The sequence below is a fragment of the Ilumatobacter sp. genome (genome assembly GCF_965215205.1).
Classification (GTDB): Bacteria; Actinomycetota; Acidimicrobiia; order Acidimicrobiales; family Ilumatobacteraceae; genus Ilumatobacter_A.
Map to the genome: position 1 here is coordinate 363158 of NZ_OZ244049.1, position 23993 is coordinate 387150.

23 protein-coding genes are annotated in these 23993 nt (G+C 72.8%); 15 read left to right on the forward strand and 8 right to left on the reverse strand.

Features of this window, described 5'->3' with window-relative positions:
• Positions 1–2: 2 nt before the first annotated feature.
• On the forward strand, positions 3–1145 hold the full coding sequence (locus ACOOHC_RS01835) for a phosphotransferase (protein ID WP_420452311.1): 1143 nt from the start codon (positions 3–5) through the stop codon (positions 1143–1145).
• Complete coding sequence (locus ACOOHC_RS01840; RefSeq protein WP_420452312.1) at positions 1142–1696, forward strand: VOC family protein; 555 nt, start codon at positions 1142–1144, stop codon at positions 1694–1696. Before ACOOHC_RS01835 ends, ACOOHC_RS01840 begins: the two co-directional genes overlap by 4 nt.
• Before the next feature lie 57 nt (positions 1697–1753).
• On the opposite strand, the gene ACOOHC_RS01845 is transcribed toward ACOOHC_RS01840, so the two are convergent.
• Entirely contained in the window at positions 1754–2530 is a 777-nt protein-coding gene (locus tag ACOOHC_RS01845) for an SDR family NAD(P)-dependent oxidoreductase (RefSeq protein ID WP_420452313.1), read from the reverse strand.
• 133 nt (positions 2531–2663) lie between these two features.
• On the reverse strand, positions 2664–3479 hold the full coding sequence (locus ACOOHC_RS01850; protein WP_420452314.1) for a sulfurtransferase: 816 nt from the start codon (positions 3477–3479) through the stop codon (positions 2664–2666).
• Positions 3480–3671: 192 nt separating this feature from the next.
• Here ACOOHC_RS01850 and ACOOHC_RS01855 point away from each other — a divergent pair, with 192 nt between their 5' ends.
• The 4 genes from ACOOHC_RS01855 to ACOOHC_RS01870 all read left to right on the forward strand — a co-directional run bounded on the left by ACOOHC_RS01855 (position 3672) and on the right by ACOOHC_RS01870 (position 9375).
• A complete protein-coding gene (locus ACOOHC_RS01855) occupies positions 3672–4247 on the forward strand; it encodes a TetR/AcrR family transcriptional regulator (protein WP_420452315.1) in 576 nt (191 codons plus the stop codon).
• Positions 4244–5980, forward strand: a complete 1737-nt coding sequence (locus ACOOHC_RS01860; RefSeq protein WP_420452316.1) for an ABC transporter ATP-binding protein — start codon at positions 4244–4246, stop codon at positions 5978–5980. Before ACOOHC_RS01855 ends, ACOOHC_RS01860 begins: the two co-directional genes overlap by 4 nt.
• Positions 5981–6363: 383 nt before the next feature.
• Positions 6364–8214, forward strand: a complete 1851-nt coding sequence (locus ACOOHC_RS01865) for an ABC transporter ATP-binding protein (protein WP_420453843.1) — start codon at positions 6364–6366, stop codon at positions 8212–8214.
• A 45-nt stretch (positions 8215–8259) separates the two neighbouring features.
• Positions 8260–9375, forward strand: coding sequence for a DUF7064 domain-containing protein (locus ACOOHC_RS01870; RefSeq protein ID WP_420452317.1), 1116 nt, complete (start codon positions 8260–8262; stop codon positions 9373–9375).
• 29 nt (positions 9376–9404) lie between these two features.
• On the opposite strand, the gene ACOOHC_RS01875 is transcribed toward ACOOHC_RS01870, so the two are convergent.
• Complete coding sequence (locus tag ACOOHC_RS01875) at positions 9405–9890, reverse strand: GNAT family N-acetyltransferase (RefSeq protein ID WP_420452318.1); 486 nt, start codon at positions 9888–9890, stop codon at positions 9405–9407.
• Between the two features lie 261 nt (positions 9891–10151).
• Between ACOOHC_RS01875 and ACOOHC_RS01880 the strand changes: the two genes are divergently transcribed.
• Together ACOOHC_RS01880 and ACOOHC_RS01885 are read left to right on the forward strand one after the other, a co-directional pair.
• The gene (locus tag ACOOHC_RS01880) at positions 10152–10985 is read left to right on the forward strand and encodes an enoyl-CoA hydratase-related protein (RefSeq protein WP_420452319.1); all 834 of its coding nucleotides are present in this window, start codon (positions 10152–10154) and stop codon (positions 10983–10985) included.
• Between the two features lie 17 nt (positions 10986–11002).
• Positions 11003–11659, forward strand: coding sequence for a hypothetical protein (locus ACOOHC_RS01885; RefSeq protein WP_420452320.1), 657 nt, complete (start codon positions 11003–11005; stop codon positions 11657–11659).
• A gap of 184 nt (positions 11660–11843) precedes the next feature.
• Here the strand turns inward: ACOOHC_RS01885 and ACOOHC_RS01890 are convergent, their stop codons facing one another.
• Positions 11844–12584 carry an enoyl-CoA hydratase/isomerase family protein gene (locus tag ACOOHC_RS01890; protein ID WP_420452321.1) on the reverse strand — a complete coding sequence of 247 codons (741 nt, stop codon included), beginning with the start codon at positions 12582–12584 and terminating at the stop codon, positions 11844–11846.
• Between the two features lie 115 nt (positions 12585–12699).
• On the opposite strand from ACOOHC_RS01890, the gene ACOOHC_RS01895 reads away from it, so the two are divergent.
• Together ACOOHC_RS01895 and sigJ are read left to right on the forward strand one after the other, a co-directional pair.
• The gene (locus tag ACOOHC_RS01895) at positions 12700–14103 is read left to right on the forward strand and encodes an NAD(P)-binding protein (protein ID WP_420452322.1); all 1404 of its coding nucleotides are present in this window, start codon (positions 12700–12702) and stop codon (positions 14101–14103) included.
• The gene (sigJ, locus tag ACOOHC_RS01900) at positions 14100–15005 is read left to right on the forward strand and encodes an RNA polymerase sigma factor SigJ (protein WP_420452323.1); all 906 of its coding nucleotides are present in this window, start codon (positions 14100–14102) and stop codon (positions 15003–15005) included. The genes ACOOHC_RS01895 and sigJ overlap by 4 nt, the downstream gene beginning before the upstream one ends.
• Before the next feature lie 218 nt (positions 15006–15223).
• On the opposite strand, the gene ACOOHC_RS01905 is transcribed toward sigJ, so the two are convergent.
• Complete coding sequence (locus tag ACOOHC_RS01905; RefSeq protein ID WP_420452324.1) at positions 15224–16084, reverse strand: SDR family NAD(P)-dependent oxidoreductase; 861 nt, start codon at positions 16082–16084, stop codon at positions 15224–15226.
• 161 nt (positions 16085–16245) lie between these two features.
• Between ACOOHC_RS01905 and ACOOHC_RS01910 the strand changes: the two genes are divergently transcribed.
• From ACOOHC_RS01910 to ACOOHC_RS01925, 4 genes are all read left to right on the forward strand, one after another.
• Entirely contained in the window at positions 16246–17394 is a 1149-nt protein-coding gene (locus ACOOHC_RS01910) for a substrate-binding domain-containing protein (protein WP_420452325.1), read from the forward strand.
• A 126-nt stretch (positions 17395–17520) separates the two neighbouring features.
• On the forward strand, positions 17521–18036 hold the full coding sequence (locus tag ACOOHC_RS01915) for a hypothetical protein (protein WP_420452326.1): 516 nt from the start codon (positions 17521–17523) through the stop codon (positions 18034–18036).
• The gene (locus ACOOHC_RS01920) at positions 18033–18767 is read left to right on the forward strand and encodes a DUF1990 family protein (protein ID WP_420452327.1); all 735 of its coding nucleotides are present in this window, start codon (positions 18033–18035) and stop codon (positions 18765–18767) included. Before ACOOHC_RS01915 ends, ACOOHC_RS01920 begins: the two co-directional genes overlap by 4 nt.
• Positions 18764–19225 carry an SRPBCC family protein gene (locus ACOOHC_RS01925; protein WP_420452328.1) on the forward strand — a complete coding sequence of 154 codons (462 nt, stop codon included), beginning with the start codon at positions 18764–18766 and terminating at the stop codon, positions 19223–19225. Before ACOOHC_RS01920 ends, ACOOHC_RS01925 begins: the two co-directional genes overlap by 4 nt.
• Before the next feature lie 32 nt (positions 19226–19257).
• Here ACOOHC_RS01925 and ACOOHC_RS01930 read toward each other — a convergent pair whose 3' ends face one another.
• The 3 genes from ACOOHC_RS01930 to ACOOHC_RS01940 form a co-directional block, all read right to left on the reverse strand.
• Positions 19258–20004, reverse strand: a complete 747-nt coding sequence (locus ACOOHC_RS01930) for an SDR family NAD(P)-dependent oxidoreductase (protein WP_420452329.1) — start codon at positions 20002–20004, stop codon at positions 19258–19260.
• 59 nt (positions 20005–20063) lie between these two features.
• Positions 20064–20945: an LLM class F420-dependent oxidoreductase gene (locus ACOOHC_RS01935; protein WP_420452330.1), complete on the reverse strand. Its 882-nt coding sequence runs from the start codon at positions 20943–20945 to the stop codon at positions 20064–20066.
• Between the two features lie 200 nt (positions 20946–21145).
• Positions 21146–22723: a fatty acyl-CoA synthetase gene (locus ACOOHC_RS01940; RefSeq protein ID WP_420452331.1), complete on the reverse strand. Its 1578-nt coding sequence runs from the start codon at positions 22721–22723 to the stop codon at positions 21146–21148.
• Positions 22724–22848: 125 nt separating this feature from the next.
• On the opposite strand from ACOOHC_RS01940, the gene ACOOHC_RS01945 reads away from it, so the two are divergent.
• Positions 22849–23970 carry a GDSL-type esterase/lipase family protein gene (locus ACOOHC_RS01945; RefSeq protein ID WP_420452332.1) on the forward strand — a complete coding sequence of 374 codons (1122 nt, stop codon included), beginning with the start codon at positions 22849–22851 and terminating at the stop codon, positions 23968–23970.
• The last annotated feature ends 23 nt before the right edge of the window (positions 23971–23993 follow it).

Consider the following 23993-nt stretch of genomic DNA (forward strand, 5'->3'; position numbering starts at 1 on the left):
CGATGTCCACCAGGGGGACGACGAACCCGATCGCCGGACTGGAGGTCGGCCTGCCGCGCACGGTCGACGACGTCGACGCCGAGTGGATGACGCAGGTGCTGCGCGCGAGCGGTGCGATCGATCCGACCTCGACGGTCGCGGAGGTCGCGACGGACCCGTTCCTCGCCGGAGGCCTGCTGGGTCTGCTGTACCGCTGCCGCCTCCGCTCGACGGATGCGCGGTGCCCCGAGACGGTGATCGCGAAGTTCCCGATGGACGTCCCGGCGCAACGGGCGCTCGCCGACGCGTTCGGCATCTACCGGCGCGAGGTCACCTTCTACCGCGACATCGCTCCGCGCTCGACGATCCACGTGCCGGTCGTCCACGCCGCCATCATCGACGACGACGGCGTCGACTACTGCCTGGTGATGGAGGATCTCGGCCACCTCCGGCAGCCCGATCCGGAGGCCGGCATCGCGTGGGACGACGCCGTGCTCTGCATCCGAGCGCTGGCCGCGTACCACTCCGACTGGCACCTCTCGCCCGAGCTGGAGTCGCTGACGGACCCGTTCGTGTCGATCGGGTCCGACTTCCAGCGCAGCGCGCTCCCGGGGATCTCCGAGGTGGGGTGGGAACCAGCGAAGCTGCACGCGTCCGACGTGATGTCCGACTCGGTCGTCGCGTTCGGCGACCGGTGGGTCGAGCGCCTCGACGCGATGCTCGACCTGATGTGCGCGAACCCGACCCTGTGCCACCAGGACTGGCGATCGGACAACATGTTCATCACCTCCGACGACGAGGTCGTGGTGATCGACCCCCAGATCGTCGGTGTGGCCAACGGCGCCTACGACATCGGCTACTTCATCAGCCAGTCGATGGAGCGCAGCGAGCGGGCGGGCCGCGGACCGGAGCTGATCGGCCACTACGTCGACGAGATGGGTCGCCGGGGCCACGACCTCGACGCGGAGCGCGTCCTGTTCGACACCCGGGTGGCGATCGGGTTGTGCCTGATGTACGGGTTCTCGTCGTACGCGCAGTACGACCTGCTCGACGAGCGCGGCAAGGCGATGACCCGCAAGCTGCTGCGACGCGGCGCCGAGAGCATCGACGACTTCGCCTCGGCGGAGGCCGTGGACGAGTTGGTGGCTCGCGGGGGGTCGCGGTGACCGGCGCCCCGCACTCCGAGCGCCGAACGTTCTTCCAGCAGGCGCACTTCGTCCCCGACATCGCCGAGGGCGTCGAGCGCTGGGTGCGCGCCGTCGGGGCCGGGCCGTTCTTCCTGGCGCCGCACCACCGCTGCGACTGGTTCGTGTACCGCGGGCGGCCGATCGAGGCCGACGTGTCGTACGCGTTCGGCTACGCGGGCGACATGCAGATCCAGCTCATCGAGCAGCACGACTCGACCCCGTCGATCTACCTCGACATGTTCGAGCCGGGCGTCGGGGGGTTCCACCACGTGGGGTTGCTCGTCGACGACTTCGACGACGAGCGCGACCGGTTGGTCGACGAGGGGTACATGCCGGCGTGCGAGCTGCGCGCGAACGGAGCCCGTGCCTCGTACTTCGACACCCGGCGGGCGATCGGCTGCTTCACCGAGATCCACGACACGCCGGAGCAGATCCTGTCGACGTTCGAGACGTGGAGGGCGGCGCACCGCGACTGGGACGGCCACAGCGAGCCGCTCCGCGACCGACCCGAGCCGACGCCGCCGGGTTGACGCCGGGGGACCGGCCGCTGCGAGCTCACGGGCACGGGCTGTCGGCGTGGCCGGAGCTCAGCGGGGCTTCGCCCCGCCGCCGACCCTCAGGATCTCGCCGCTGACCCAGCTCGCCGCATCCGACGCGAGGTAGATGCACGCCGCGCCGATGTCCTGCGGCGTGCCGAGGCGACCGAGCGGGATGTTCCACTCGTCGAGGATCTCGTCGAGCTCGGACTCGTCGCGCCCGATCGCGGTCAGCATCACCTCGGTCGGGATCGCGCCGGGCGCGATGGCGTTCACCCGGATGTCGGGTGCGAGCTCGGCGGACAGGGTCCAGGTGAGCGAGTTGACCCCGGCCTTGGCCGCGCCGTAGTGGGCGCTGCCGGGGACGGGCCCGGTCCCGGCGCCGGAGCTGATGTTGATGATCGAACCGGTCTCCATGTGGCGCGCCGCGGTGATCGAGGCGACGTAGACGGCGGTCAGGTTGAGCGCGATCGTGCGGTCCCACTCCTCCCGGGGCAGGTCGGCGAGCGGCATCCGCTGCGGGGACCCGCCGGCGTTGTTGACCCAGCACGTGAGCGCGTCGAACTCGTCGTGCGCCGCGCGTGCTAGCGCCTCGAGGGCGTCGTCGTCGGTGACATCGGTCGTGACCGCGAGGGCGCGCCCGCCGGCGTCGCGCACCTCGGCGGCGACCGACTCGATCTCCTCGGTGCGGCGCGCCGCGACGACCACGGCGGCGCCGGCCTCGGCGAAGCAACGTGCGATGCCCGCCCCGATCCCTCGTCCGGCCCCGGTCACCACGGCGACCTGACCGGTCATGTCGAACAACTCCGGTGCGGCGCGATCGCTCATCCACCCACATTCCCAGAGCGACGTCCTGGTGCCGCTGCCGGAGTCGACGCAGCGCCGGAGTCGACGCAGCGCCGGCGCGATGCAGCGTCCCGGGTGCGACGGTCCCGGGTGCGACGGTGACGGCGGGTGGCGCTCAGGAGGTCGCGACCGGGCGGGCCGGGTCGCTCGACCACCCCGACCACGACCCGACGTAGACGCGCGGCCGCCGAAGGCCGGCGGCCTCCATCGCGAGAGCGTTGTGGCACGCGCTGACGCCGGAGCCGCACGAGACGATGGCACGGGGATCGTCGGCGACGGGAGCGAACCGGGCGGCCAAATCCGCGGCGGGTCGGAAGCGCCCGTCGACGAGGTTGCCGGCGAACGCGACGTTGATCGCTCCGGGCACGTGGCCGGCGACCGCGTCGAGCGGCTCGACCTCGCCGCGGTAGCGAGCGGGGTCGCGGCTGTCGATGACGACGCCCCCGCCGTCGAGGTGGTCGGCGACGGCGTCGGCGTCCGCGATCGCTGCGGACGGCCAGGGGACCGGCTCGCGCTCGACGCGGCGGGGCACGCGGGGTGCGCCCCGTCCCGATCCCGTCGGGCCGTCCCAGCCGTCGAGGCCGCCGTCGAGGAGGGACGCGTCCTGTCCGATGATCCGCAGCATCCAGACCAGGCGCGCCGCGACCGCCCCGCCCCGGTCGTCGTAGGCCACGACGGGGTCGACGGGGGCGATCCCGAGCCGTCCGAGGGTGGTGGCGAAGCTCTCCGGCGACGGCAGCGGGTGGCGCCCGAGGATCGGCGCGGCGGGGGCGGCGAGGTCGTCCTCGAGCGATGCGAACCGAGCCCCGGCGACGTGTCGCTCGACGTACGGCCCGATCGGGTCCACGCCCCCCATCGTCGTCCCGACGTGGCACACGACCACCTCATCGAGCCGCTCGACGAGCTCCTCCGGCGTCACGATCGGCCCCATCCCCCCAGTCTGCCCCCGCGCTCGCATCGCGTTACGGGTCAGACCCGTAACGCGACGCGACGGGGTCGCACCACCATCCAATCGCGTTACGGGTCAGACCCGTAACGCGACGCGACGGGGCCGCTCCACCATCGGGGTCGGACCTCGGCTGGGGTGAGTGAGCGCTCACTCAGAAGGGTAGCGTCGAGGCGGATGGGAGCGGTGGTGCGCAGGGAGCGGGCGTCGGCGATGCCGGCGGAGGCGCGCCGGGCGGCGATCGTCGCCGCCGCGATCCCGGTCCTGGTCGAACGTGGGGCCCACGTCACCACCAAGGAGCTCGCCGAGGCGGCCGGGGTCGCCGAGGGCACCCTGTTCCGCGTCTTCGCGGACAAGGACGAGTTGCTCGACGCCGCGCTCGACTCCGCGCTCGACACCACCTCGTTCGAGGCCGAGCTCGCCGGGATCGATCCCGGCGCCGGCCTGGAGAGCGCGCTGGTGTCCGCGATCTCGATCGTGCAGCGGCGCGTCGTCGACGTCTGGTCGGTGGTGTCGGCGCTCGACCCGAGCCGGCAGCGCCGATCGGCTCGCCCTCCCGCCGACAGCCCCGGCCTGATCGCGATCTTCGAGGCCGCCCCCGGCCGCCTGCGCGTCGACCCCGCCGTCGCCGCCCGCCTCGTGCGTGCGCTCACCCTCTCGCTGACCCACCCGATGCTCGCCGGGGAGCCCACCGACCCCGCCGAGATCGCCGACCTCGTGCTGCACGGCATCACCGGAGGCGATCGGTCGTGAGCCTGCGGACCCTGCTGCGCACCCACCTGGGCCCCTACGGCCGGCTGCTGGCCGTCGTCGTCGTCCTCCAGGCGGTGCAGACCGCGGCGGCGCTCACCCTGCCGACGCTCAACGCGGACATCATCGACGAGGGGGTCCTCGCCGGCGACGACGGGCACGTGCTGCGGCTCGGTGCGATCATGCTCGGCTTCAGCCTGATCCAGATCGTGTTCTCCGTGGCGGCCGTGCGCGTCGGCGCCCGCGCGGCGATGGGGTTCGGGCGCGACGTCCGGCGTGACCTGTTCCACCAGGTCAACAGCTACTCGGCGCGCGAGGTCGGCCGCTTCGGCGCGCCGTCGTTGATCACGCGCATCACCAACGACGTCCAGCAGGTGCAGGTGCTCGTCGTGCTCGCGTGCACGATGATGGTCGCCGCGCCGATGACGATGGTGTTCGGCATCGTGTTCGCGGTCCGCGAGGACATCGGGCTCTCGCGGATCCTGCTCATCGCGATGCCCGCCTCGGTGGTCGTGATGGGCGCCGTGATCGTTCGGCTGCTCCCCGCCTTCGCCCGGATGCAGGAGCGAGTCGACGCTGTCAACGCCGTGCTGCGCGAGCAGATCACCGGGATGCGGGTGGTGCGGGCGTTCACCCGCGAGCCCGAGGAGACGGCACGCTTCGCGGTCGCCAACGCCGACCTCACCGAGACGGCGCTGCGAGCCGGGCGCACCCAGTCGTTGATCTTCCCGTCCATCACCCTGGTGATCAGCATCTCCAACGTCGCCGTGCTGTGGATCGGGGCCGACCGCATCGGCGCCGGCGAGATGGAGCTCGGATCCCTGGTCGCCTACCTCAGCTACCTCGTCCAGATCCTGGTGGCGGTCGTGATGCTGACCTTCCTGGTGTCGATGATCCCGCGCGCCTCGGTGGCCGCCGAGCGCATCGTCGAGGTGCTCGAGACCGAGACGTCGGTCGTGCCGCCGAGCGCGGGGGTGACCGAGGTCCGCGAGCGGGGCAGCGTCGAGTTCCGCGACGTCTCGTTCACGTACCCCGGGGCCCGGACGCCGGTGCTCAGCGACGTGTCGTTCCGCCGCGTCGCCGGCCGCACCACAGCGATCATCGGGAGCACGGGCTCGGGCAAGTCGACGCTCGTCGACCTCGTCCCCCGCCTGTTCGACGCCACGGTGGGGACCGTCCTCGTCAACGGGGTCGACGTGCGCGAGCTCGACCCCGACCTGCTGTGGGGGTCGATCGGGTACGTGCCCCAGAAGCCGTACCTGTTCTCGGGGACGGTCGCGTCCAACCTGCGCTTCGGGCGACCCGACGCGACCGACGCCGAGCTGTGGGACGCGCTCGAGGTCGCGCAGGCGGCGGGGTTCGTGCAGTCGATGCCGAAGGGGCTCGACAGCCCGATCACCCAGGGCGGCACGAACGTGTCGGGGGGCCAGCGCCAGCGGCTGTCGATCGCTCGAGCCCTCGTCGTGCGCCCCGACGTCTACGTGTTCGACGACTCGTTCTCCGCGCTGGATCTGGCCACCGACGCTCGGCTCCGCCTCCAGCTGCGCCCGCGGACGCGCGACGCCGCGGTGCTGATCGTCGCGCAGCGGGTCTCGTCGATCGTCGACGCCGATCAGATCCTCGTGCTCGAGAACGGTCGCGTCGTCGGGCGCGGTCGCCACGACGATCTGATCGACACGTGCCCCACCTACGCCGAGATCGTCGACTCCCAGCTCGGCGCGGAGACGGTCGCGTGAGCGGGCGCGACGCCGAGGGCGGCGACGGCGCGGGTGCGCCCGGCCACGACGGGACGCGCCGGGGCGCGGTGCACCGAGGCACGACTCCCGACCGCGCGACTCCCGACGGCGCGACTCCCGACGGCGCGACTCCGAACGGTGCGACTCCCGACCGCGCGACTCCCGACGGTGCGACTCGGGACGGTGCGACTCCCGACGGCGCACGTGCCGTCGGCGCGGCGCTCGACGGCACGGCGGCCGACGGCGCGGCTCCCGCCGGCACGGCGGCCGTCGTCGCAGCGCGCCTCGGCGCGACCGGCTCGACGGTCGACGCCGTGGACGGGGCCGGGGACGGGGCCGGGGACGGGGCCGGGGACGGGGACGGGGGCGACGACGAGCGCGAGGTGCTCGCGACCACCGGCGCCGAGGCGCGGCGGTCGAGCTTCGGCCCGGGCGGTTCGGCCGGGATGCCCGCCGAGCGCAGCGAGCGCTTCGGCGAGACCGTTCGCCGCCTCGGCGAGATCCTGGGGACCGAGCGGCTGCGGCTCGTGCAGGTGCTCCTGCTGACGATCGGCAGCGTGGCGCTCATCGTCGCCGGGCCGCTGCTGCTCGGCAACGCGACCGACGTCATCGTCGAGGGGGTGCTGCGTCGGGCCGACGGAGGTGCCGGGATCGACTTCGGTGAGCTGCACCGGCTGCTGGGGGTGATCGCCGGGCTCTACGCGCTCTCGTGGGTGTTCGGCTACGGCCAGGCGTACCTCCTCGCCGGCGTCGTGCAGCGGTCGATGTCGGGGCTGCGCGAGTCGGTCGAGACCAAGCTGCACCGGCTCCCCCTCGCGCACGTCGACCGGCAGTCGCGCGGCGACCTGCTGAGCCGGGTCACCAACGACATCGACAACCTCGCGCAGAGCCTCCAGCAGACGGTCAGCTCGATCCTCACCTCGCTGCTCACCCTGCTCGGCGTGTCCGTGATGATGTTCGTCATCTCCCCGGTGCTCGCGCTCGTCGCGATGATCACCGTCCCGATGTCGATCCTGCTCATCCGACTCATCGGCGGGCGGGCGCGACCCCGCTTCCTCGAGCAGTGGAAGCACACCGGGTCGGTGAACTCCCAGGCCGAGGAGGCCTTCTCGGGGCACGCGATCGTCAAGAGCTTCGGCCGCCACCGGGAGGTCGAGGAGTGCTTCGGAGAGGACAACGACGCGCTCTACGAGGCGAGCTTCTCCGCCCAGTTCACCTCCAGCCTGATCCAGCCGGCGACGATGTTCATGGGCAACGTCCAGTACGTGCTGATCGCCGTGGTGGGTGGGCTGCGCATCGCGAGCGGTGCGATCAGCATCGGCGACATGCAGGCGATGATCCAGTACTCCCGGCAGTTCGCCGAGCCGCTGTCACGGATCGCGACGATGGCGACCACGTTCCAGTCGGGGATCGCCTCGCTCGAGCGCGTCCTCGAGCTGCTCGACGCCGAGGAGCAGTCGCCGGAGCAGGCCGCGACCGTCGATCCGCCCCCGCACCGCGGTCGCATCGAGTTCGACGACGTGCGCTTCTCGTACTCGCCCGACACCGAGCTGATCACGGGGCTGGACCTGGTCGCCGAGCCGGGGGAGACCGTCGCGATCGTCGGTCCGACCGGGGCGGGCAAGACGACGCTGGTCAACCTGATCATGCGCTTCTACGACCTCGACGCCGGGGCGATCCGCCTCGACGGTCGTGACATCGCGTCGTTCCCGCGAGCGGAGCTGCGCTCGAAGGTCGGGATGGTGCTCCAGGACACCTGGCTGTTCGGCGGGACGATACGCGACAACATCGCCTACGGGCGCCCGGACGCGACCGAGGAGGAGATCCACGCCGCCGCCGAGCTCGCCTACGTCGACCGGTTCGTCCACTCGCTGCCCGACGGCTACGACACCGTGATCGACGTGGAGGCCGACAACGTGAGCGCCGGGGAGAAGCAGCTCATCACGATCGCCCGGGCGTTCCTCGCGGATCCGTCGATCCTCATCCTCGACGAGGCGACGAGCTCGGTCGACACGCGCACCGAGGTGCTGATCCAGGAGGCGATGAGCGCGCTGCGCGCCCAGCGCACCAGCTTCGTCATCGCGCATCGGCTCTCGACGATCCGCGGCGCCGACGTGATCCTGGTGATGGAGGAGGGCCGCATCGTGGAGCAGGGCGACCACGACGAGCTGATGGCGCGCGAGGGCGCGTACGCCCGCCTCCACGGAGCGCAGTTCGCCGGTCAGACGACCTGACGCTCCGGTCGCGGCCGACGAGCCGTCCGGAGCGAAGATGGTCCGATGAGCACCCCCGATCCCGGCCCGTCCGACCCATCGACCACCTCCGCGACGGTCGCCGACGGGGGAGCGGAGGACCCCGATCGCATCGTCACCGTCCTCGAGCCCGCCGACGAGTACACCCACACCCCCGACGCCGCCGAGAACTACAACGAGTCGATGTACCTCAACGCGTTCGACCTCGGGTCGCAGACGGGTGCCTGGTTCCGGCTCGGCAACCGGGTCAACGAGGGCCACGCCGAGATGACGGTGTGCATCTACCTCCCGGGCGGCCGGGTCGCGTTCATGTACGACCGGCCGAAGATCACCACCAACGACGCGATGGACGCGGGCGGTCTGACGATCACCGTCGTCGAGCCGTTCGAGCACCTCACGGTGCGCTACTCCGGGAAGGTCTGCCTGCTCGACGACCCGAGCGAGATGGCCGACCCCCGTTCCGCGTTCCGCAGCAACCCGATGGTCGGGTGCACCGTCGAGCTCGACCACCGCGGCGTGTCGCCGATGTACGGCGGCAAGCCGCAGCACGCCGACGGGCGAGAGGTCGAGTCCGTGAACGGGTTCGCGAAGGCGCACTACGAGCAGCACTGCGCGGTGACCGGCACGATCACCGTCGACGATCCCGACGGAGGCACCGGCACGGTGATGGAGATCGACGGCCTCGGGCTGCGCGACAAGTCGTGGGGCCCCCGGTACTGGCAGGCCGTCACCTGGTACCGCTGGCTGCCGATGATGTTCGGCGACGACTTCGCGATGATGCTCTCCGTCGTCGACCGCGGCGGCGACCGCTCGCCGGCGACGAGCGGGATGGTCCTGGTCGGCGACGAGTACGTGAAGGTCGTCGACTGCCGGGTCGAGGCGGACTACGACGAGCGCGGAGAGCAGACCACGATGCGCGCCTGGGCGCGCACCGAGGACGATCGCGAGTACGAGGTGACCGGCGAGGTGCTGTCGATGATCCCGTTGCGCAACCGGCGCACGACCCCCGACGGCGAGGAGCTGACGACGCGCATCACCGAGGCGATGACCCGCTACGAGTGCGACGGCCGCGTCGGCATCGGGATGAGCGAGTTCCTCGACCAGGTGGTCGACGGCTGGCCGATCGGGGTCCCGCGCCCCTGACCGGTCTCGCCCGCGCGCCGGGCGCGCGCTCAGAGGTCGAGGACCGCGGTCACCGTGGCGTCGTGCACCTGACCGATCGGCGCGAACCCGAGCGACGTGAAGAACGCACCGGACGAGCCGGGGCCGACGTGGTGCACGGTCAGCAACCGTCGGTGGCCGAGGGAGCGCTCGTGGTCGACGAGCAGCTCGAGGGCCCGCCGCCCGATGCCACGGCCCTGCCGGCTCACTTCGACCAGGATGCTGGTCAGGACCGGGTCGGCGTCGGCGCACGGCGAGGAGGCCGCCACGAACCCGACCACCCGGCCGTCGGCGACGATCGCCCGGAACCACGCGAGCGCGGCACCCCGGGCGGGGCCCCGGCCGGCGGAGAGGGCTGCGAGGAGGGAGTCGTGCACCGGCGCGACCAGTCGCCGCTGCGACCAGCCGACGGAGACGCCGCCGACGGCCGGCCACGTCTCGGGGGTGATCTCCGCCAGCTCCAGCGCTCGGGCGCTCCGGACGGACGGGCGAGCCACCGCGCCCGGTCGTCGCCGAGCAGCGCGTACACCTCGTCGTCGAGCCACTCGCCACGGACGGCGGCCGCCGCGCGCATCGTGCCCTCGTGGCGGAACCCGGTGCGCTCGAGGACGCGCATCGACGCCAGGTTGTCCGGGTCCGTGGTCGCCGTGATGCGTCCGATCGCGACCCGCGCACGACCGCGTGCGGGACCGGCGCGGGGACGACGCCGCCCGGGTCCGGTGATCGATGCGCGACGAAGCATGTGGCAGAGTCGGATCGTGTACGAGCACATCGAGTACGACGTCACCGATCCGGTCGCGACCATCACCCTGAACCGTCCCGACGCGCTCAACGCGTGGACCCCGAAGATGGGACGGGAGGTCGACGACGCGCTCGGGCGTGCCGAGGCCGACCGCCGCGTCGTCGGGATCGTCGTCACCGGAGCCGGTCGGGCGTTCTGCGCCGGGGCGGACATGAACGCGCTCGACGACCTCTCGGCCGGAGGATCCGACGCCTCGATCGCCGCCGACGGGAGCGGGGCCGACGGGAGCGACGACGCCGTCGAGGGCGAGTTCACGGGGCGGTTCCCGTACCTGATGACGATCGACAAGCCGATCATCGCGGCGGTGAACGGTGCGGTGGCGGGCATGGCGTACCCGTTCTCGCTGTGCTGCGACCTGCGCGTCGGGACGCCGAGGTCGGTGTTCCTCACGGCGTTCGCGCAGCGCGGGCTGATCGCCGAGTGGGGTCTCAGCTTCCTCCTCCCGCGCCTCGTCGGCCCGGCCGTGGCGCTCGACCTGCTGATGTCGTCCCGGCGCGTGGAGGGCGAGGAGGCCCGCTCGCTCGGGCTGCTCAACGAGCTCGTCGAGCCCGACGAGCTCCTCGCCTGGTGCGGCGACTACATCACCACGCTCGCGCAGCGGTGCTCGCCGGCGTCGATCGCCGTGATGAAGCGGCAGGTGTACAGCGAGCTGCACGTGGGTCTCGGCGACGCCGAGCGGCGCGCGGGGGAGCTGATGCAGGAGAGCTTCGGCCGTCCCGACTTCCGCGAGGGGGTGCGGTCGTTCATGGACAAGCGCGACCCGGACTTCGCGCGCATCGGCCGGGACTGACCCGGGTCGCGACGGCGATGGCGTCGGACAGCGTCGTGGTCGACGTCCTCCTCGACCGTTACGGGCGGACGTTCGCGGCCGAGGCCGGGATCCGGGTCGTCGACGACACGCCGTCGCCGCTGTTCCGGCTGCTGTGCATGTCGTTGCTGACCAGCGCCCGGATCTCGAGCGACCTCGCGCTCGCCGCGACGCGGGCGCTCGCCGACGCCGGTTGGACGACCCCGGACGCGATGCTCGACTCGACGTGGGAGGACCGGACGAGGGTCCTGAACGACGCCGGGTACGGCCGCTACGACGAGTCGACCTCGAGGTACCTCGAGGACACGACGCGACTCCTCGTGGACCGGTACTCCGGTGACCTGCGCCGCGTGCGGGAGCGGGCGGACGGCGACGTCGAGGTCGCGTCCCGGCTGCTGCGGGAGTTCACCGGGATCGGCCGCCTCGGCGCGTCGATCTTCCTGCGCGAGGTGCAGGTGGCGTGGGACGAGTTCCAGCCGTTCGTCGACGAGCGCGCCCTCGACCAGGCCGGCGCCCTGTCGCTGCCGGCCACCGCCGTCGGGTTGCGCGACCTGGTCGACGACGGCGCCGGGTTCGCCCGCCTCGTCGCGGCGCTCGTGCGCTGCGGGCTCGACGGAGCGCACGACGAGATCGCGTCGGCTGCCGCCGAGGGGTGACCGAACGTGGGGGGTCGCGCTGCGCGCGACGCCACCCGAACCGCTCCCACGAGCCCACCTGGTCGACCCGTCCGAGATCGAGACCGTGGTCGCGGACGAGGCACGCGAGCAGCCGGGGCGCGAGCAGCTGGGCCGCGAGGCCTGAGCGGCGGCCACGACCCCTGCCGGGACGGGGCCGGTCCGCTCAGCGGCCCCCAGCGCGCATGCGCTCCTGCATGTCGTCGGGGACGCCGTGGGGCATGTGGCGCTCGTGCACGAGGGCGTCGTGGCGCGCCCGCTGGGCCCCGTCGTCGAGGAGCCGCTTGACGATGCGGTTCGTGCCACGGGAGTTCGCGAGGACCTCGGAGGTGAGCTGGGCGACCGTCGCGTCGAGCTCGGCGTCGGCGACGCAGCGGTCGACGAGGCCGATCCGCTGCGCCTCGCGCCCGTCGATGCGACGGCTGGTGTACATCATCTCCTTGGCCGTCGAGCGACCGACCCGTTCGGGGAGTCGCACCGACATCCCCCACACCGGCACGAGCCCCCACTGGCCGTGGGTGTCGCCCAGCTCGGCCGACTCGGCGGCGACGAGCAGGTCGCACCCGAGCGCGAGCTCGAGCCCGCCGGTGTAGCAGTGGCCCTGGATGCGTGCGATCGTCGGCTGCGGGAGCGACTCGAGAGCGTCGACGGTCTCGGGTTCGAAGTGCTTCGACGGCGCCTTCTCGGCGCTGGCGATCGAGCCGAGGTCATGGCCGGCGCAGAACGCGCGCCCCGCGCCCGCGAGCACCACGCAGCCGATCGAGTCGTCGGAGGCGATCGCGTCGAGGTGGGCGCGCAGCTCGACGAACACCGCCGGCGACAGCGCGTTCAGCTTGTCCGGCCGGTTCAGCGTCAGCGTCGTGAGCCCGTCGTCGTCATCGCGCAGCACCAGGGGTCCGTCGTCCATCGATCGATCGTCCCACCCGGACGTCGCGCTCCACGAGTCGTCCGCTCGCGCGCCACGGACCACGACCGTCCCCACCGTCCCGTCACATCTCGGGAGGCTGCGTCGTCACCCGTCCATGAGCACCGAACCCCTCCCGCCCACCGCCGAGCGACCCGTCGAGGACCCGCCCCCCGGCCCGCACCGGGCCGATCGCCGCGACCATCGTCGATCCGACGCGTGGGTGGTCGGCGCGGGCCTCGGCGGTCTCGCCGCCGCCGCCCTGATCGCGCGCGCCGGGTACCGCGTCCAGGTGATCGAGCGTCGGCGTCGACCGGGAGGGCGGGCGGCGACCGACGAGCGGCGCGGGTTCCGCTTCAACCGCGGCCCGCACGCGCTGTACCACGGGGGCGAGGCCGAGCGGGTGCTCGGCCTCCTCGGCATCGCGCCCACCGGTGTCGCACCGCCGGCGCGTGGCGGGCGCATGGTCCGCGGCGGTATCGTCCACCTCGCTCCCGGCGGCCCCGGGTCGCTGGTGCGCACCGGCCTGCTCGGGCCGCGCGACAAGGCGGATCTCGCACGCGTCCTCGCCCGCCTCGACCGGGCGGACCCGCACGCCCTGAGCGCGACGACCACGCAGCGCTGGATCGACGGGCTCACCGATCGGCCGTCGGTGCGCCAGGTGATCGAAGCGATCGTGCGGCTGACCAGCTACGTCGACGGACCGGGTGAGCTGAGCGCGGACGTCGCGCTGAGCCAGGTGCAGCTCGGCTTCGGTCCCGGCGTCGCGTACCTCGACCGCGGGTGGGGCAGCCTGATCGACCGCTTGGCCGCGACCCCCGGGGTGCGGCTCGAGGCCGGTGTCGCCATCGACCGCCTCGACGACCTCGACGCGCGCGTCGTGGGCGGGATCGGTGGCAGGACGGGCACGCCGGTGGTCGTCGCGGTCGGCGGCCCGGCTGCCGCGTCGCAGGTCACCGGGAACGCCTTCGAGGCCGGGCTCGGCGCCGACGCCGCCACGCTCGACCTGGGCCTGGCGAGCCCGCCGCGGCACCGCTTCGTGATCGGGGTGGACGAGCCCGCGTACCTCTCCGATCACGGCGGCCCGGCTGCGATGGTGCCCCCGGGACGCTCGAGCGTGAGCCTCGTCGGCTACGTGCCCGTCGACGGGTGCGACGGATCGGACGGCGTCGAGGACGGTGACGACGACCGGAGCGCGCACGACGACCGGAGCGGACCGGCGGCCGTGCGCGAGGGGCGTGCCCGGCTCCTGGCGTTCGCCCGCCACGCCGGGATCACGGACGACCAGATCGTCGAGCGCCGGTACCTTCACCGGATGAGCGTGGTCACCTCGATCGCGAGGGCGTCGACGGGCGGGATGCCCGGCCGGGTCGGGACCGCCGTCCCCGGGCTGTGCGGGGTGCACGTCGTCGGCGACTGGGTGGGGCCGTCCGGCCACCTCGCCGATGCCGTGCTCGCGAGCGCCGAGTCCGCCGCCGAGGCGGTCGTCGCCCACCTGCGGGATCGGCCGGTGCTGCGGTGAGCGGCACCCCGGCGATCGACCCCGCCGCGCAGGCCGTCTTCGACGAGCACCGGCGGCGCCTGACGGCGCTCGCCTACCGGATGACCGCCACCCCCGACGACGCCGACGACGTCGTCCAGGACGCGTGGCTGCGCTGGCAGGGGACCGATCGCTCGACGATCGAGAACCCGGCCGGTTGGCTGACGACGGTCACCACGAGGATCGCGATCGACCGCCTCACCTCGGCCCGTGCTCGGCGGGAGAGCTACGTCGGACCGTGGCTCCCCGAGCCGCTCGGCGGCGTCGAGGACCCGTCGGGCGACCCCGCGCTCGAGGTGGCGTCGAGCGAGTCGCTCTCGATCGGGTTCCTGCGGGTGCTGGAGACGCTGGCGCCGGTCGAGCGGGCGGTGTTCCTGCTCCACGACGTGTTCGGCTTCCCGTTCGTCGACATCGCCGCCACCGTCGAGCGCTCGCCGGCCGCGACCCGTCAGATCGCGTCGCGAGCCCGCGCCCGGGTGCGCGACGGGCGGCCGCGGCTCGACCCGCGGCCGGACGACGTCGAGGAGCTGACCGCCGCCTTCACCGCCGCGGTGGCGGAGGGGGATCTCGACCGCCTGACCCGGTTGCTGACCCACGACGTGGTCCACGTGTCCGACGGCGGCGCCGACCACCACGCCGCTCGCCGACCGGTGGTCGGTGTCGACAAGGTGTCCCGCCTGCTCGTCAACCTCGCGAGGCGGAACCTGCGATCGACGGACCGGGTCGAGAGGATCGACGTGAACGGTCAGCACGGCGTGTACGTCGTGCGCGACGACCGTCCGCTCCTGCTGGTCGTGCTCGGGTGGAGACGGGGGCGCGTCGCCGAGGTCCTCGCGATCGTCGACCCGGCCAAGCTCCGTGCGCTCCACGCGGGTCGACGCTGAGGGGTGAGACCGTCGGACCGGCCGGCAGCGGAACGTCCACCCCGGCTCGCACGGTCCGGCTCGACCCGGGTGCCGCGCCGTGGCCGTGCCGCGCTCGGCACCGGCGCTGCGTCCATCGCTCGGACGGGGCGAGCACCCGCCGCGTCGAGCCCACCCGCCCTCGCGCCACCGTCACCGTCAGCGTGAACCGGTGGCCTGACGTCGACGGGGCGGCGACCTCAACGGCCCCGTCGGCCGCCCTCGCGCAGCAGCGGCTCGTGGTTCGCGAAGCGACCCTGCCCGGCCTCGGCCCCCTCGATCGAGCCGGTCGTCAGCCCGCCGTCGACGACGATGGTCTGGCCCGTGACGAACGCCGACCGGTCCGACATCAACCACACCGCGGTGTCGGCGATGTCGGCCGGCAGCCCCGGCTTGCCCGCGAGCGGGGTGCCCTGCGTCTTGAAGTACTCGAGCGAGCGGTCGAGGGCCTCGGGATCACCGAAGAGGACGTCCGCGTTCATCGGGGTGTTGATCTTGCCCGGCGCGATCGCGTTCGCCCGCACGGAGTACGGGCCGAGCTCGGCGGCGAGGTTGCGGGTGAAGCCGACGACCGCGGTCTTCGCCATCGTGTAGGCGTGCGGACCGAGACCTCCCTGCAGGCCGGCGACCGAGCTGGTCGCGAGGATCACCCCGAAGCGCTGCGCCTTCATCACCCGGGCCGCGTGCTTCGATCCGAGGAACACCGACCGCAGCAGCACGTCGATCGAGAACTGCCAGTCGTCGAGCGGCATCTCGTCGATCGGACCGACCGCGCCGACGATGCCGGCGTTGTTGTACATGCAGTCGAGGCGGTCCCACCGGTCCACGGCCTCGTCGACGACGGCGCGGATCTCGTCCTCCGAGGTGACGTCGACGTGGCGGTAGGTCGCGGCGTCGCCGAGGTCGTCGGCGACCGCGACCCCCTTGTCGTCCTGGATGTCCGCGACGATCACCCGTGCGCCCTCGGCGACCATCAGCCGGCACGTCGCCTCGCCGAGGCCGCTCGCCCCGCCTGTCACGATCGCCGTCTTGCCGCTCAGCAGTCCCATGCGCTCGGTCATCTCCGCAGTGTCGCGGATCGCGCGCGTCGGCCTCGTCCCGGACGCACGAGGCGGGACCCGTCCCGGGCGGGGTCGCACGCACGGCATCGCCGACATCGGTACGGTCGTCGTCCGACGACGGCGCGCACCGCGCCGTGCGTCGAACCACCCAGGGGGACCACATGAGCAGGACTTCGTTGCGATCGTCGAGGACGGCCGTCGCGGCCGCCGTCGTCGTGGCGGTCGCGGCGTGCGGCGGCGGCGACGAACCCACCGGGGCCGACCCGACCACCGCAGGGTCCCTCGACACCGCAGGTGGCGTCGTCACGGCGTCGAGCGAGGTGCCGTCGTCGTCCGACGGCGTCGGCGTGGCGTTGATCCTGAAGAACACGAGCAACCCCTTCTTCGTCTCGATGTCCGACTCGGCCCGAGCCGAGGCCGAGGCGCTCGGAGTCGAGCTGACCGTGGCCGCCGGGACCGAGGACGGTGACACCGACACCCAGATCGCCGCCATCGAGGACGCCGTCGACCGCGGCGACGCGGGGATCCTGATCACCCCGAACGGCGACGCCGTGGTCCCCGCCCTCGAGGCAGCGCGCGAGGCCGGGCTCTACACGATCGCCCTCGACACCCCGCCGAACCCCGCCGACGCCGTCGACATCACCTTCGCCACCGACAACCGCGCCGCCGGGGTGCTCATCGGCGAGTGGACGGCGGCGACGCTGGAGGGCGCGCCCGCCACCATCGCGATGCTCGACCTGTTCGACGACCAGGTGATCTCCGTCGACGTGCAGCGCGATCAGGGCTTCCTCCTCGGCATGGGGATCATCGACGAGGTCGACACCTCCGGCAACGGCGAGGAGTCACCGACGGGTGAGTACCGCGGCGGGGAGTACGAGATCGTCTGCCACGAAGCCACCCAGGGAGCGGTCGACGGCGGCCGCTCGGCCATGGAGGCGTGCCTCGCGCAGGACCCCGACGTCGACGTCGTCTACACGATCAACGAGCCCGCCGCCCAGGGGGCGTTCGATGCGCTGACGGCGGCGGGGTCGGCCCAGGACGTGATCATCGTGTCCGTCGACGGCGGCTGCGACCCGGGTCTGCGACTCGTGTCGGAGGGCGTCATCGGGGCCACGTCGCAGCAGTACCCGGGCCGGATGGCGACGCTCGGGATGGAGGCCATCGCCGAGTTGGCCGCCGGTGGCGACGCCCCCGAGGTCACCCCCGGCCTCGACTTCTTCGACACCGGGGTCTCCCTCGTGACCGACTCGCCCGTCGACGGGGTGGACAGCATCTCTGTGGCGGAGGGCCGGGAGATCTGCTGGGGGTGACGGCGCGGCGCCGCCCGCTCGTGGCGGGCGCGACGCTCCGGTCTGACGTGCGCGCGCTCGACGGATGCCATCTAGCGTCGGAGCCGCGCCACCGCCGTGGCGACCCCCGTCCATCGCAGGAGCCCCGTGACATCCCTGAGCAGTTCCACCCCGGCCGCGCGGTTCGCGATCCACCTCAACGACCACCGCGCCCTCGTCGACGGCGAGCTCGCGCTGGCGATGCGGTCGCGCTCGTCGAACCTCGGCACCGAGCTCGGCCACGACCTCACCGTCCACGTCGGCGAGCTCTCGACCGACCGCGACCTGATCGACGAGCTGCTCGACGCGGTCGGGGGGCGCATCGACCCGCTCAAGTCGGCCGGCGCCCGCCTCGCCGAGAAGTTCGGTCGGCTCAAGACCAACGGACAGCTCACCGGGTCGTCGCCGCTGAGCCCCGTCGTCGAACTCGAGGGTCTCGTCGCCGGGTGCCACGCCCGCTCGACGCTGTGGAGCTCGCTCGGCGTCTCGGGCGTCGTCGGGGGTGACCTCCACGACCGGATCGTGGAGCGCGGCGTCGCCGTGGGCGCCCAGCTCGACGTGCTCCGCGCTCACCTCCAGGAGGCCGTGTCGGCCGCGTTCGACGGTCTGCGAGGCGTGGGGTGAGCGGGCGGTCGAACGACGGCGCCGGGATCTACTCGGCGGCGCGCAACGGGGTGCGCGCGGCGTGGACCCTTCCGGTGTTCATCGCCCGCCACGCGTGGCGAACCCGCGACGTCGAGCGCGACGAGACCGAGACCGCCGCGTTGAGCGTCGACCCGCCCGAGCACCAGCACCACGAACGCCTGCAGCCGCGCTCGCGGGGCGTCGGTCCGATCGTCATGCGGACGTACTCGGTCGAGATCGCCGATCCCGTCGTCGAGCCGGATCGACTGATGCACGAGTTCCGCATCGATCCCAACCACTTCGTGTCGAACCTGGCCGCGGCGTTCGTCCGCGACGACCGGCCGGTGCGAAACATGCGCGCCGGCGACGAGGTCGTCGTCGAGCTGCCGGGACCCTGGAACGGACCCTGCACGGTGGAGGTCGTCGAGGACACCCGCGTGCTGATGTCGACCCTCGCCGGGCACATGGAGGCCGGCCACATCGCCTTCGAGGTGACCGACGCCGACGAGGTCGGCACCTACACGTTCCGCGTGCGCTCGTGGGCGCGCGCGGGCGACGCCGGCTTCGCCTCGCTCCACCTCGTCGTCCCGATCGGCAAGGAGCTGCAGACCGCGATGTGGTGCGCGATGTGCGAGCGGGCGGTGCGGATCTCCGGGGGACGCCGGGTCGGGCCGATCCGGGCCAGCACCGAGACGTTGGCCGGTTCCGACACCGGCGGAGGCGACCGGTGACGGTCGTCTTCCGTCGGTGCACGATCCTGCCGGCTCGCCCGGACGTCTGCTACGCGACGTCCCTCGACGTCGACTTCCACCAGCACTCCTTCGAGGAGTCCGACGAGCGCGCCGTCGGCGGGGTGCAGCACGGCGAGATGTCCCTCGACGACACCGTCACCTGGTCGGCTCGGCACTTCGGGCGGACCTGGACGATGTCGACGGTCATCAGCGAGGTGGACCCGCCGCACCGCTTCGTCGACGAGCAGATCGACGGACCGTTCCGCTCGTTCCGCCACGAGCACACGTTCCGCGCCCTGGGGGAGTCGTCCACCGAGATGTGGGACCACGTGAGCTTCGTCGCGCCGTACGGCCCGGCCGGGTGGATCGCGGAGAAGCTCGTGCTGGGGTGGTACCTGCCGAAGCTGATCGACGTGCGCAACGCGGCCCTGGTCGAGGAGGTCGGCCGGCGGGGCTGACGCGCTGGTCGGAGCCGACGGGGCTCGCCGGCTCAGAGCCCGCCGGCGACGATGATCGTCTGGCCGGTGACCCAGCTCCCCGCGGCGCTCGCGAGGTAGACGGCGGTGGACCCCATGTCCACCGGGGTCCCGAGGCGCGCGAGCGGGATGCGCTTCTCGGCCATCGCCTCGAGCGCGTCCTCGTCGGTGTCGAGGGCGGTCATCATCACCTGGGTCGGCACGTAGCCCGGCGAGATCCCGTTGACCCGGACCGACGGCGCGAGCTCCAGCGACAGCGTCCTGGTCAGCGAGTTCACCCCCGCCTTGGCGGCGGCGTAGTGGCCGCTGCCAGGGACCCCGCGATCGCCGGCGGGGGACGAGATGTTGATGCTGCCGCCCTCGGCCATCCGCTCGGCGGCGACGACCGATGCACGCCAGACGGCGGTGAGGTTCAACGCGAGGCACGCGTCCCAGTCGTCGTCGCTCAGCTCGCCGAGCGGTGAGCGCACCGGCGACCCGCCGGCGTTGTTCACCCACACGTCGAGTCGGCCGTACTCCGAGACGGCCGCGTCCGCGAGCGCGACGAGCGCGCTGCGGTCGGTGACGTCGGTGGGCACCGCGATCGCCGACGATCCCGCCTGCTCGATGTCGGAGGCGACCCGCTCGATGCGGTCGCGCGAGCGAGCCGCGACCACGACCTTCGCACCGGCTGTCGCGAGGCTGGTCGCGATCCCCTCGCCGATGCCCTGGCCGCCGCCGGTCACGACGGCGACCCGTCCCGTCAGATCGAACGCTTCCATCTCGTCTCCTGTGCTCGTGGTCGGTCGGTTCGCTCCGCCGAGCGCCGGCGCGCCGGCGGTCACCGGGCGCGGGTCGTGGAGGCGCTCGCGATGGTCTCGCCGAACTCGGCCAGGCGGTCCGTGCCGCCGTCGCCGGCGAACGCGAACGCCGGCACCATCGCCCGGTTCACACCGATGCTCTCCATCGCCTCGACCCCCTCGGCCGGGCTCGCGAGGTGCGCCCCGAACATCGCGTTGATCTCGATCGCGTCGGGGTCGCGATCGGCGTCCTCGCAGGCTCGCCGCACCTTCGCCACCAGGCCCTCGAGGCGCTCGAGGTCGCCCTCGCCGGGGAAGTAGCCGTCCGCGATCCGCACGGCGCGCGAGATCGCGGCGTCGGTGTCGCCACCGACGAGGATCGGGATCGTGTCCTGGACCGGTCTCGGGCTGCACGTGACCGGGTCGAAGTCGACGAAGTCGCCGTGGAACTCGGCGTGCGGCCCGGCCCACAGGGCCCGCATCGCCTCGACGTACTCGTCGTTGCGGGCTCCGCGCCGCTCCCACGGCACCCCGAGGGCGTCGAACTCCTCGCGCAGCCACCCGACGCCGAGGCCGAGCTCCACGCGGCCACCCGAGATGCGGTCGAGGGTCGCGAGCTCCTTCGCGAGCACGAGCGGGTTGCGCTGCGGGACGATCAGGATGCACGTGCCGAGGCGCATCGTCGGCGCGGCCGCCGCCGCGAAGGCGAGCCAGATCAGCGGGTCGGGGATCGGGGTGTCGGGTTCGGCGGGGATCTTCCCGTCGGCGCTGTAGGGGTACGGCGAGTCGATCGTCGAGGGCAGCACCACGTGCTCCCCGCCCCACAGCGACTCGAACCCCGCCTCCTCCGCGGTGCGGCAGACGGCGAGCGCCTGCTCCTGCTCGATGCCGATGCTGCTGGCGAACGCCAGTCCGAACCTCATGGACCCCCCGACCCCGGCGCCCCCGGCACCGTGCGGGTCACCGTAGCGACCGCCCCCGCTGCCCCCGCCACCGGACCTCGCCGCCCTTCACCACGGGCCCGACCCCGGCTGCGATGCCGTCGCGTCGCGCTACGGGTCTGACCCGTAGCGCGACGGCGACCCGTGGTGCGACGGTGGTCCGTGGTGCGACGCTGGTCCGCTCAGGTGTCGGCGAAGCGGGTGCGGAGGTCGCGCTTGAGGATCTTGCCGCTCGGGTTCTTCGGGAGCTCGTCGACCACGTGGAGGTGCTTCGGCGTCTTGTAGCCCGCCAGGCGCTGGCGGGCGAACCCGATCAGCTCGCCGTCGTCGACCGTCGCGCCGGCGCGCAGCACGACGCAGGCCGTGACCGCTTCGATCCAGTGCGGGTCGGGGGTCCCGAACACGGCGACCTCGGCGACCGCGGGGTGCTCGAAGAGGCAGTCCTCGACCTCCTTGCTCGCGACGTTCTCGCCTCCGGTCTTGATCATGTCCTTCTTCCGGTCGACGATCGTCAGGTAGCCGTCGTCGTCGAGCACCCCGAGGTCGCCGGAGTGGAACCAGCCGCCGCGGTAGGTCTCGGCGGTCTTCGCCTCGTCGTTCCAGTACCCGGTCGTCGCCTGGGGGCTGCGGTGGACGATCTCGCCGATCTCGCCGACCCCGACCGGTTCGTCGTCGTCGTCGACCACCCGCGTCTCGACGTTCAGCGCGGCGACGCCGGCGGAGCCGGCCTTCGACACCTGCTCGTGGGGCCGCAGGATCGTCGCCAACGGCGACATCTCGGTCTGGCCGTAGAAGTTCCACAGGTCGACGTCGGGGAGCCGCTCGCCGATCTCGCGCAGCACCTCGAGCGGCATGATCGACGCCCCGTAGTAGCCCTTGCGCAACGACGACAGGTCGTGGCGCTCGAACGCCTCCGAGCGCAGCAGGGAGATCCACACCGTGGGCGGGCAGAACAGCTTCGTCGCCCGTTCGCGCTCGACCGCCGCGCAGATCAGCTCGGGGTCCGGCCCGGGGAGGATCACGCTCGTCGCCCCCAGGTACACGTCGGGGGTCAAGAAGCAGTGGAGCTGGGCGCAGTGGTAGAAGGGCAGGGAGTGGATCTCGACGTCGTCCGCGCTCATGCCCCCGTCGACGATGCAGCTCACGTACTGCGCGATAAGCATCCGGCTGGTGAGGGCCACGCCCTTCGGACGGGACTCGGTCCCGCTGGTGTACATGATCTGGATCACGTCGTCGTCGCCGATCGCGACCTCGATCGGGTCGTCGTCCCCGTCGGCGGCGAGCGCGGCAGCGTCGAGGTGCCCGTCGGGGGCGCCCGGACCGTCGGGGGTCGCGATCCACGCCGCCAGCCGGGGCGTCGCGTCGCCCATCGCCGAGGACCACGCGGCGCGCATCGTCTCCGCGAGCACGTCCTCGACGACGTAGCCGACCGGTTCGGCGTGGCCGACGATGTAGGCCAGCTCGTCGGAGTTGAGCATGAAGTTGGCGGGGACCGAGATCGCCCCGAGGCGCGCGAGGGCGAAGTAGTGGACGACGAAGTCGCGCGAGTTGTGGGCGAACATCACGATCCGGTCACCCCGGCCCACGCCCCGGGCGCGCATCGCGCCCGCCACGCGGGTGACCGTGGCGTCGAGCTCGGCGAAGGTGTCCACCCCGCCGTCGTGCACCAGGGCGCGGTGGCCCGGACGTCGGTGGGCCGACCGGCGCAGCAGGTCGGCGATGTGCTGGCTGCGCGCTGCGGTGACGAGATCGTGGTCCATGGACGTCGATCCTCCTCGGGGTGGGTCCTGGGGGCGACCGTCGACGGAGGGCGCTCCGGGGACGAGGCTAGGTCGGGGGCCCGCGGTCGGTGGGACCGCAGCCGCGTGGTCGCTACGTTCGGCGTGTGAGGATCGATCTCCCCGATGGCCGGGTGCGCGTCGATGGCGCGTTCGACACCGGCGACACCGGATCGGGCATCTCGCCGCAGCGCCTCGACCCCGCGCTCGCCCACCAGCACCCGGTGGAGGTCGCGTTCGTGCAGGCGATGTCGTCGGGCGTCCGCCTGGTGGTGGCGACCGACGCGCCCGAGCTCACGCTGGGCTGCACCCCGACTCGGCTCGCGCTCGGCGGCGCCGATCCGCTCCCCGCGACGTTCGATCTCGTCGTCGATGATCGTCGCGTCGACTCGGTGCGGGCCGATCACGGCCACGTCGTCGCGGTCGACCTGGACGGCGGGGCCGAGCTGATCGCGGGCGGGCCGGGCGAGGTCGTGCTGGGCGGGCTCCCGGGCGAGATGTCGGTCGTCGAGATCTGGCTGCCCCACGCCGCCGGCGTCGAGATCCACTCGATCCGGGTGCCCGACGGATCGACGGTGGCGGCGGCGCCAGCCGATGAACGGCCACGGTGGGTCCACCACGGGAGCTCCATCTCGCACTGCCTCGAGTCGGAGCGCCCCACCGAGACGTGGCCGGCGACCGTGGCGTCGGCGGCCGGTCTCCACCTCGTCGACCTGGGCCTCGCGGGGCAGTGCCACCTCGATCAGTTCAGCGCGCGCACGATCCGTGACCTCCCCGCCGATCGGATCAGCCTCGAGCTCGGGATCAACGTCGTCAACGCGGACTCCATGACGCTGCGGACGTTCACCTCGGCCGTCCACGGCTTCATCGACACCGTCCGCGACGGCCACCCGCGGACCCCCGTGCTCGTGGTGTCGCCGATCCACTGCCCGGCCGTCGAGGACGTGCCGGGCCCGACGGTCCTCACCGACTCGGGTCGCATCGAGGCGAAGGGGACGCCCGCCGGCGCCCTGTTCGGACGACCGACGCTGACCGCGATCCGTGCTGCGCTGCGCTCAGCGGTGCAGGCCCGGGCGGCGGCGGGTGACGGCCGCATCTCCTACCTCGACGGGTTGGAGCTGTTCGGCCCCGATGACGCCGACGACCTCGTCGACGGGCTCCACCCGACACCCGCCGGGTACCTCCGGATCGCCGATCGCTTCGCACGGCGACCGTTCGCCAGGGGGTGACGCGGTGCGGGCACGGGGTGCGC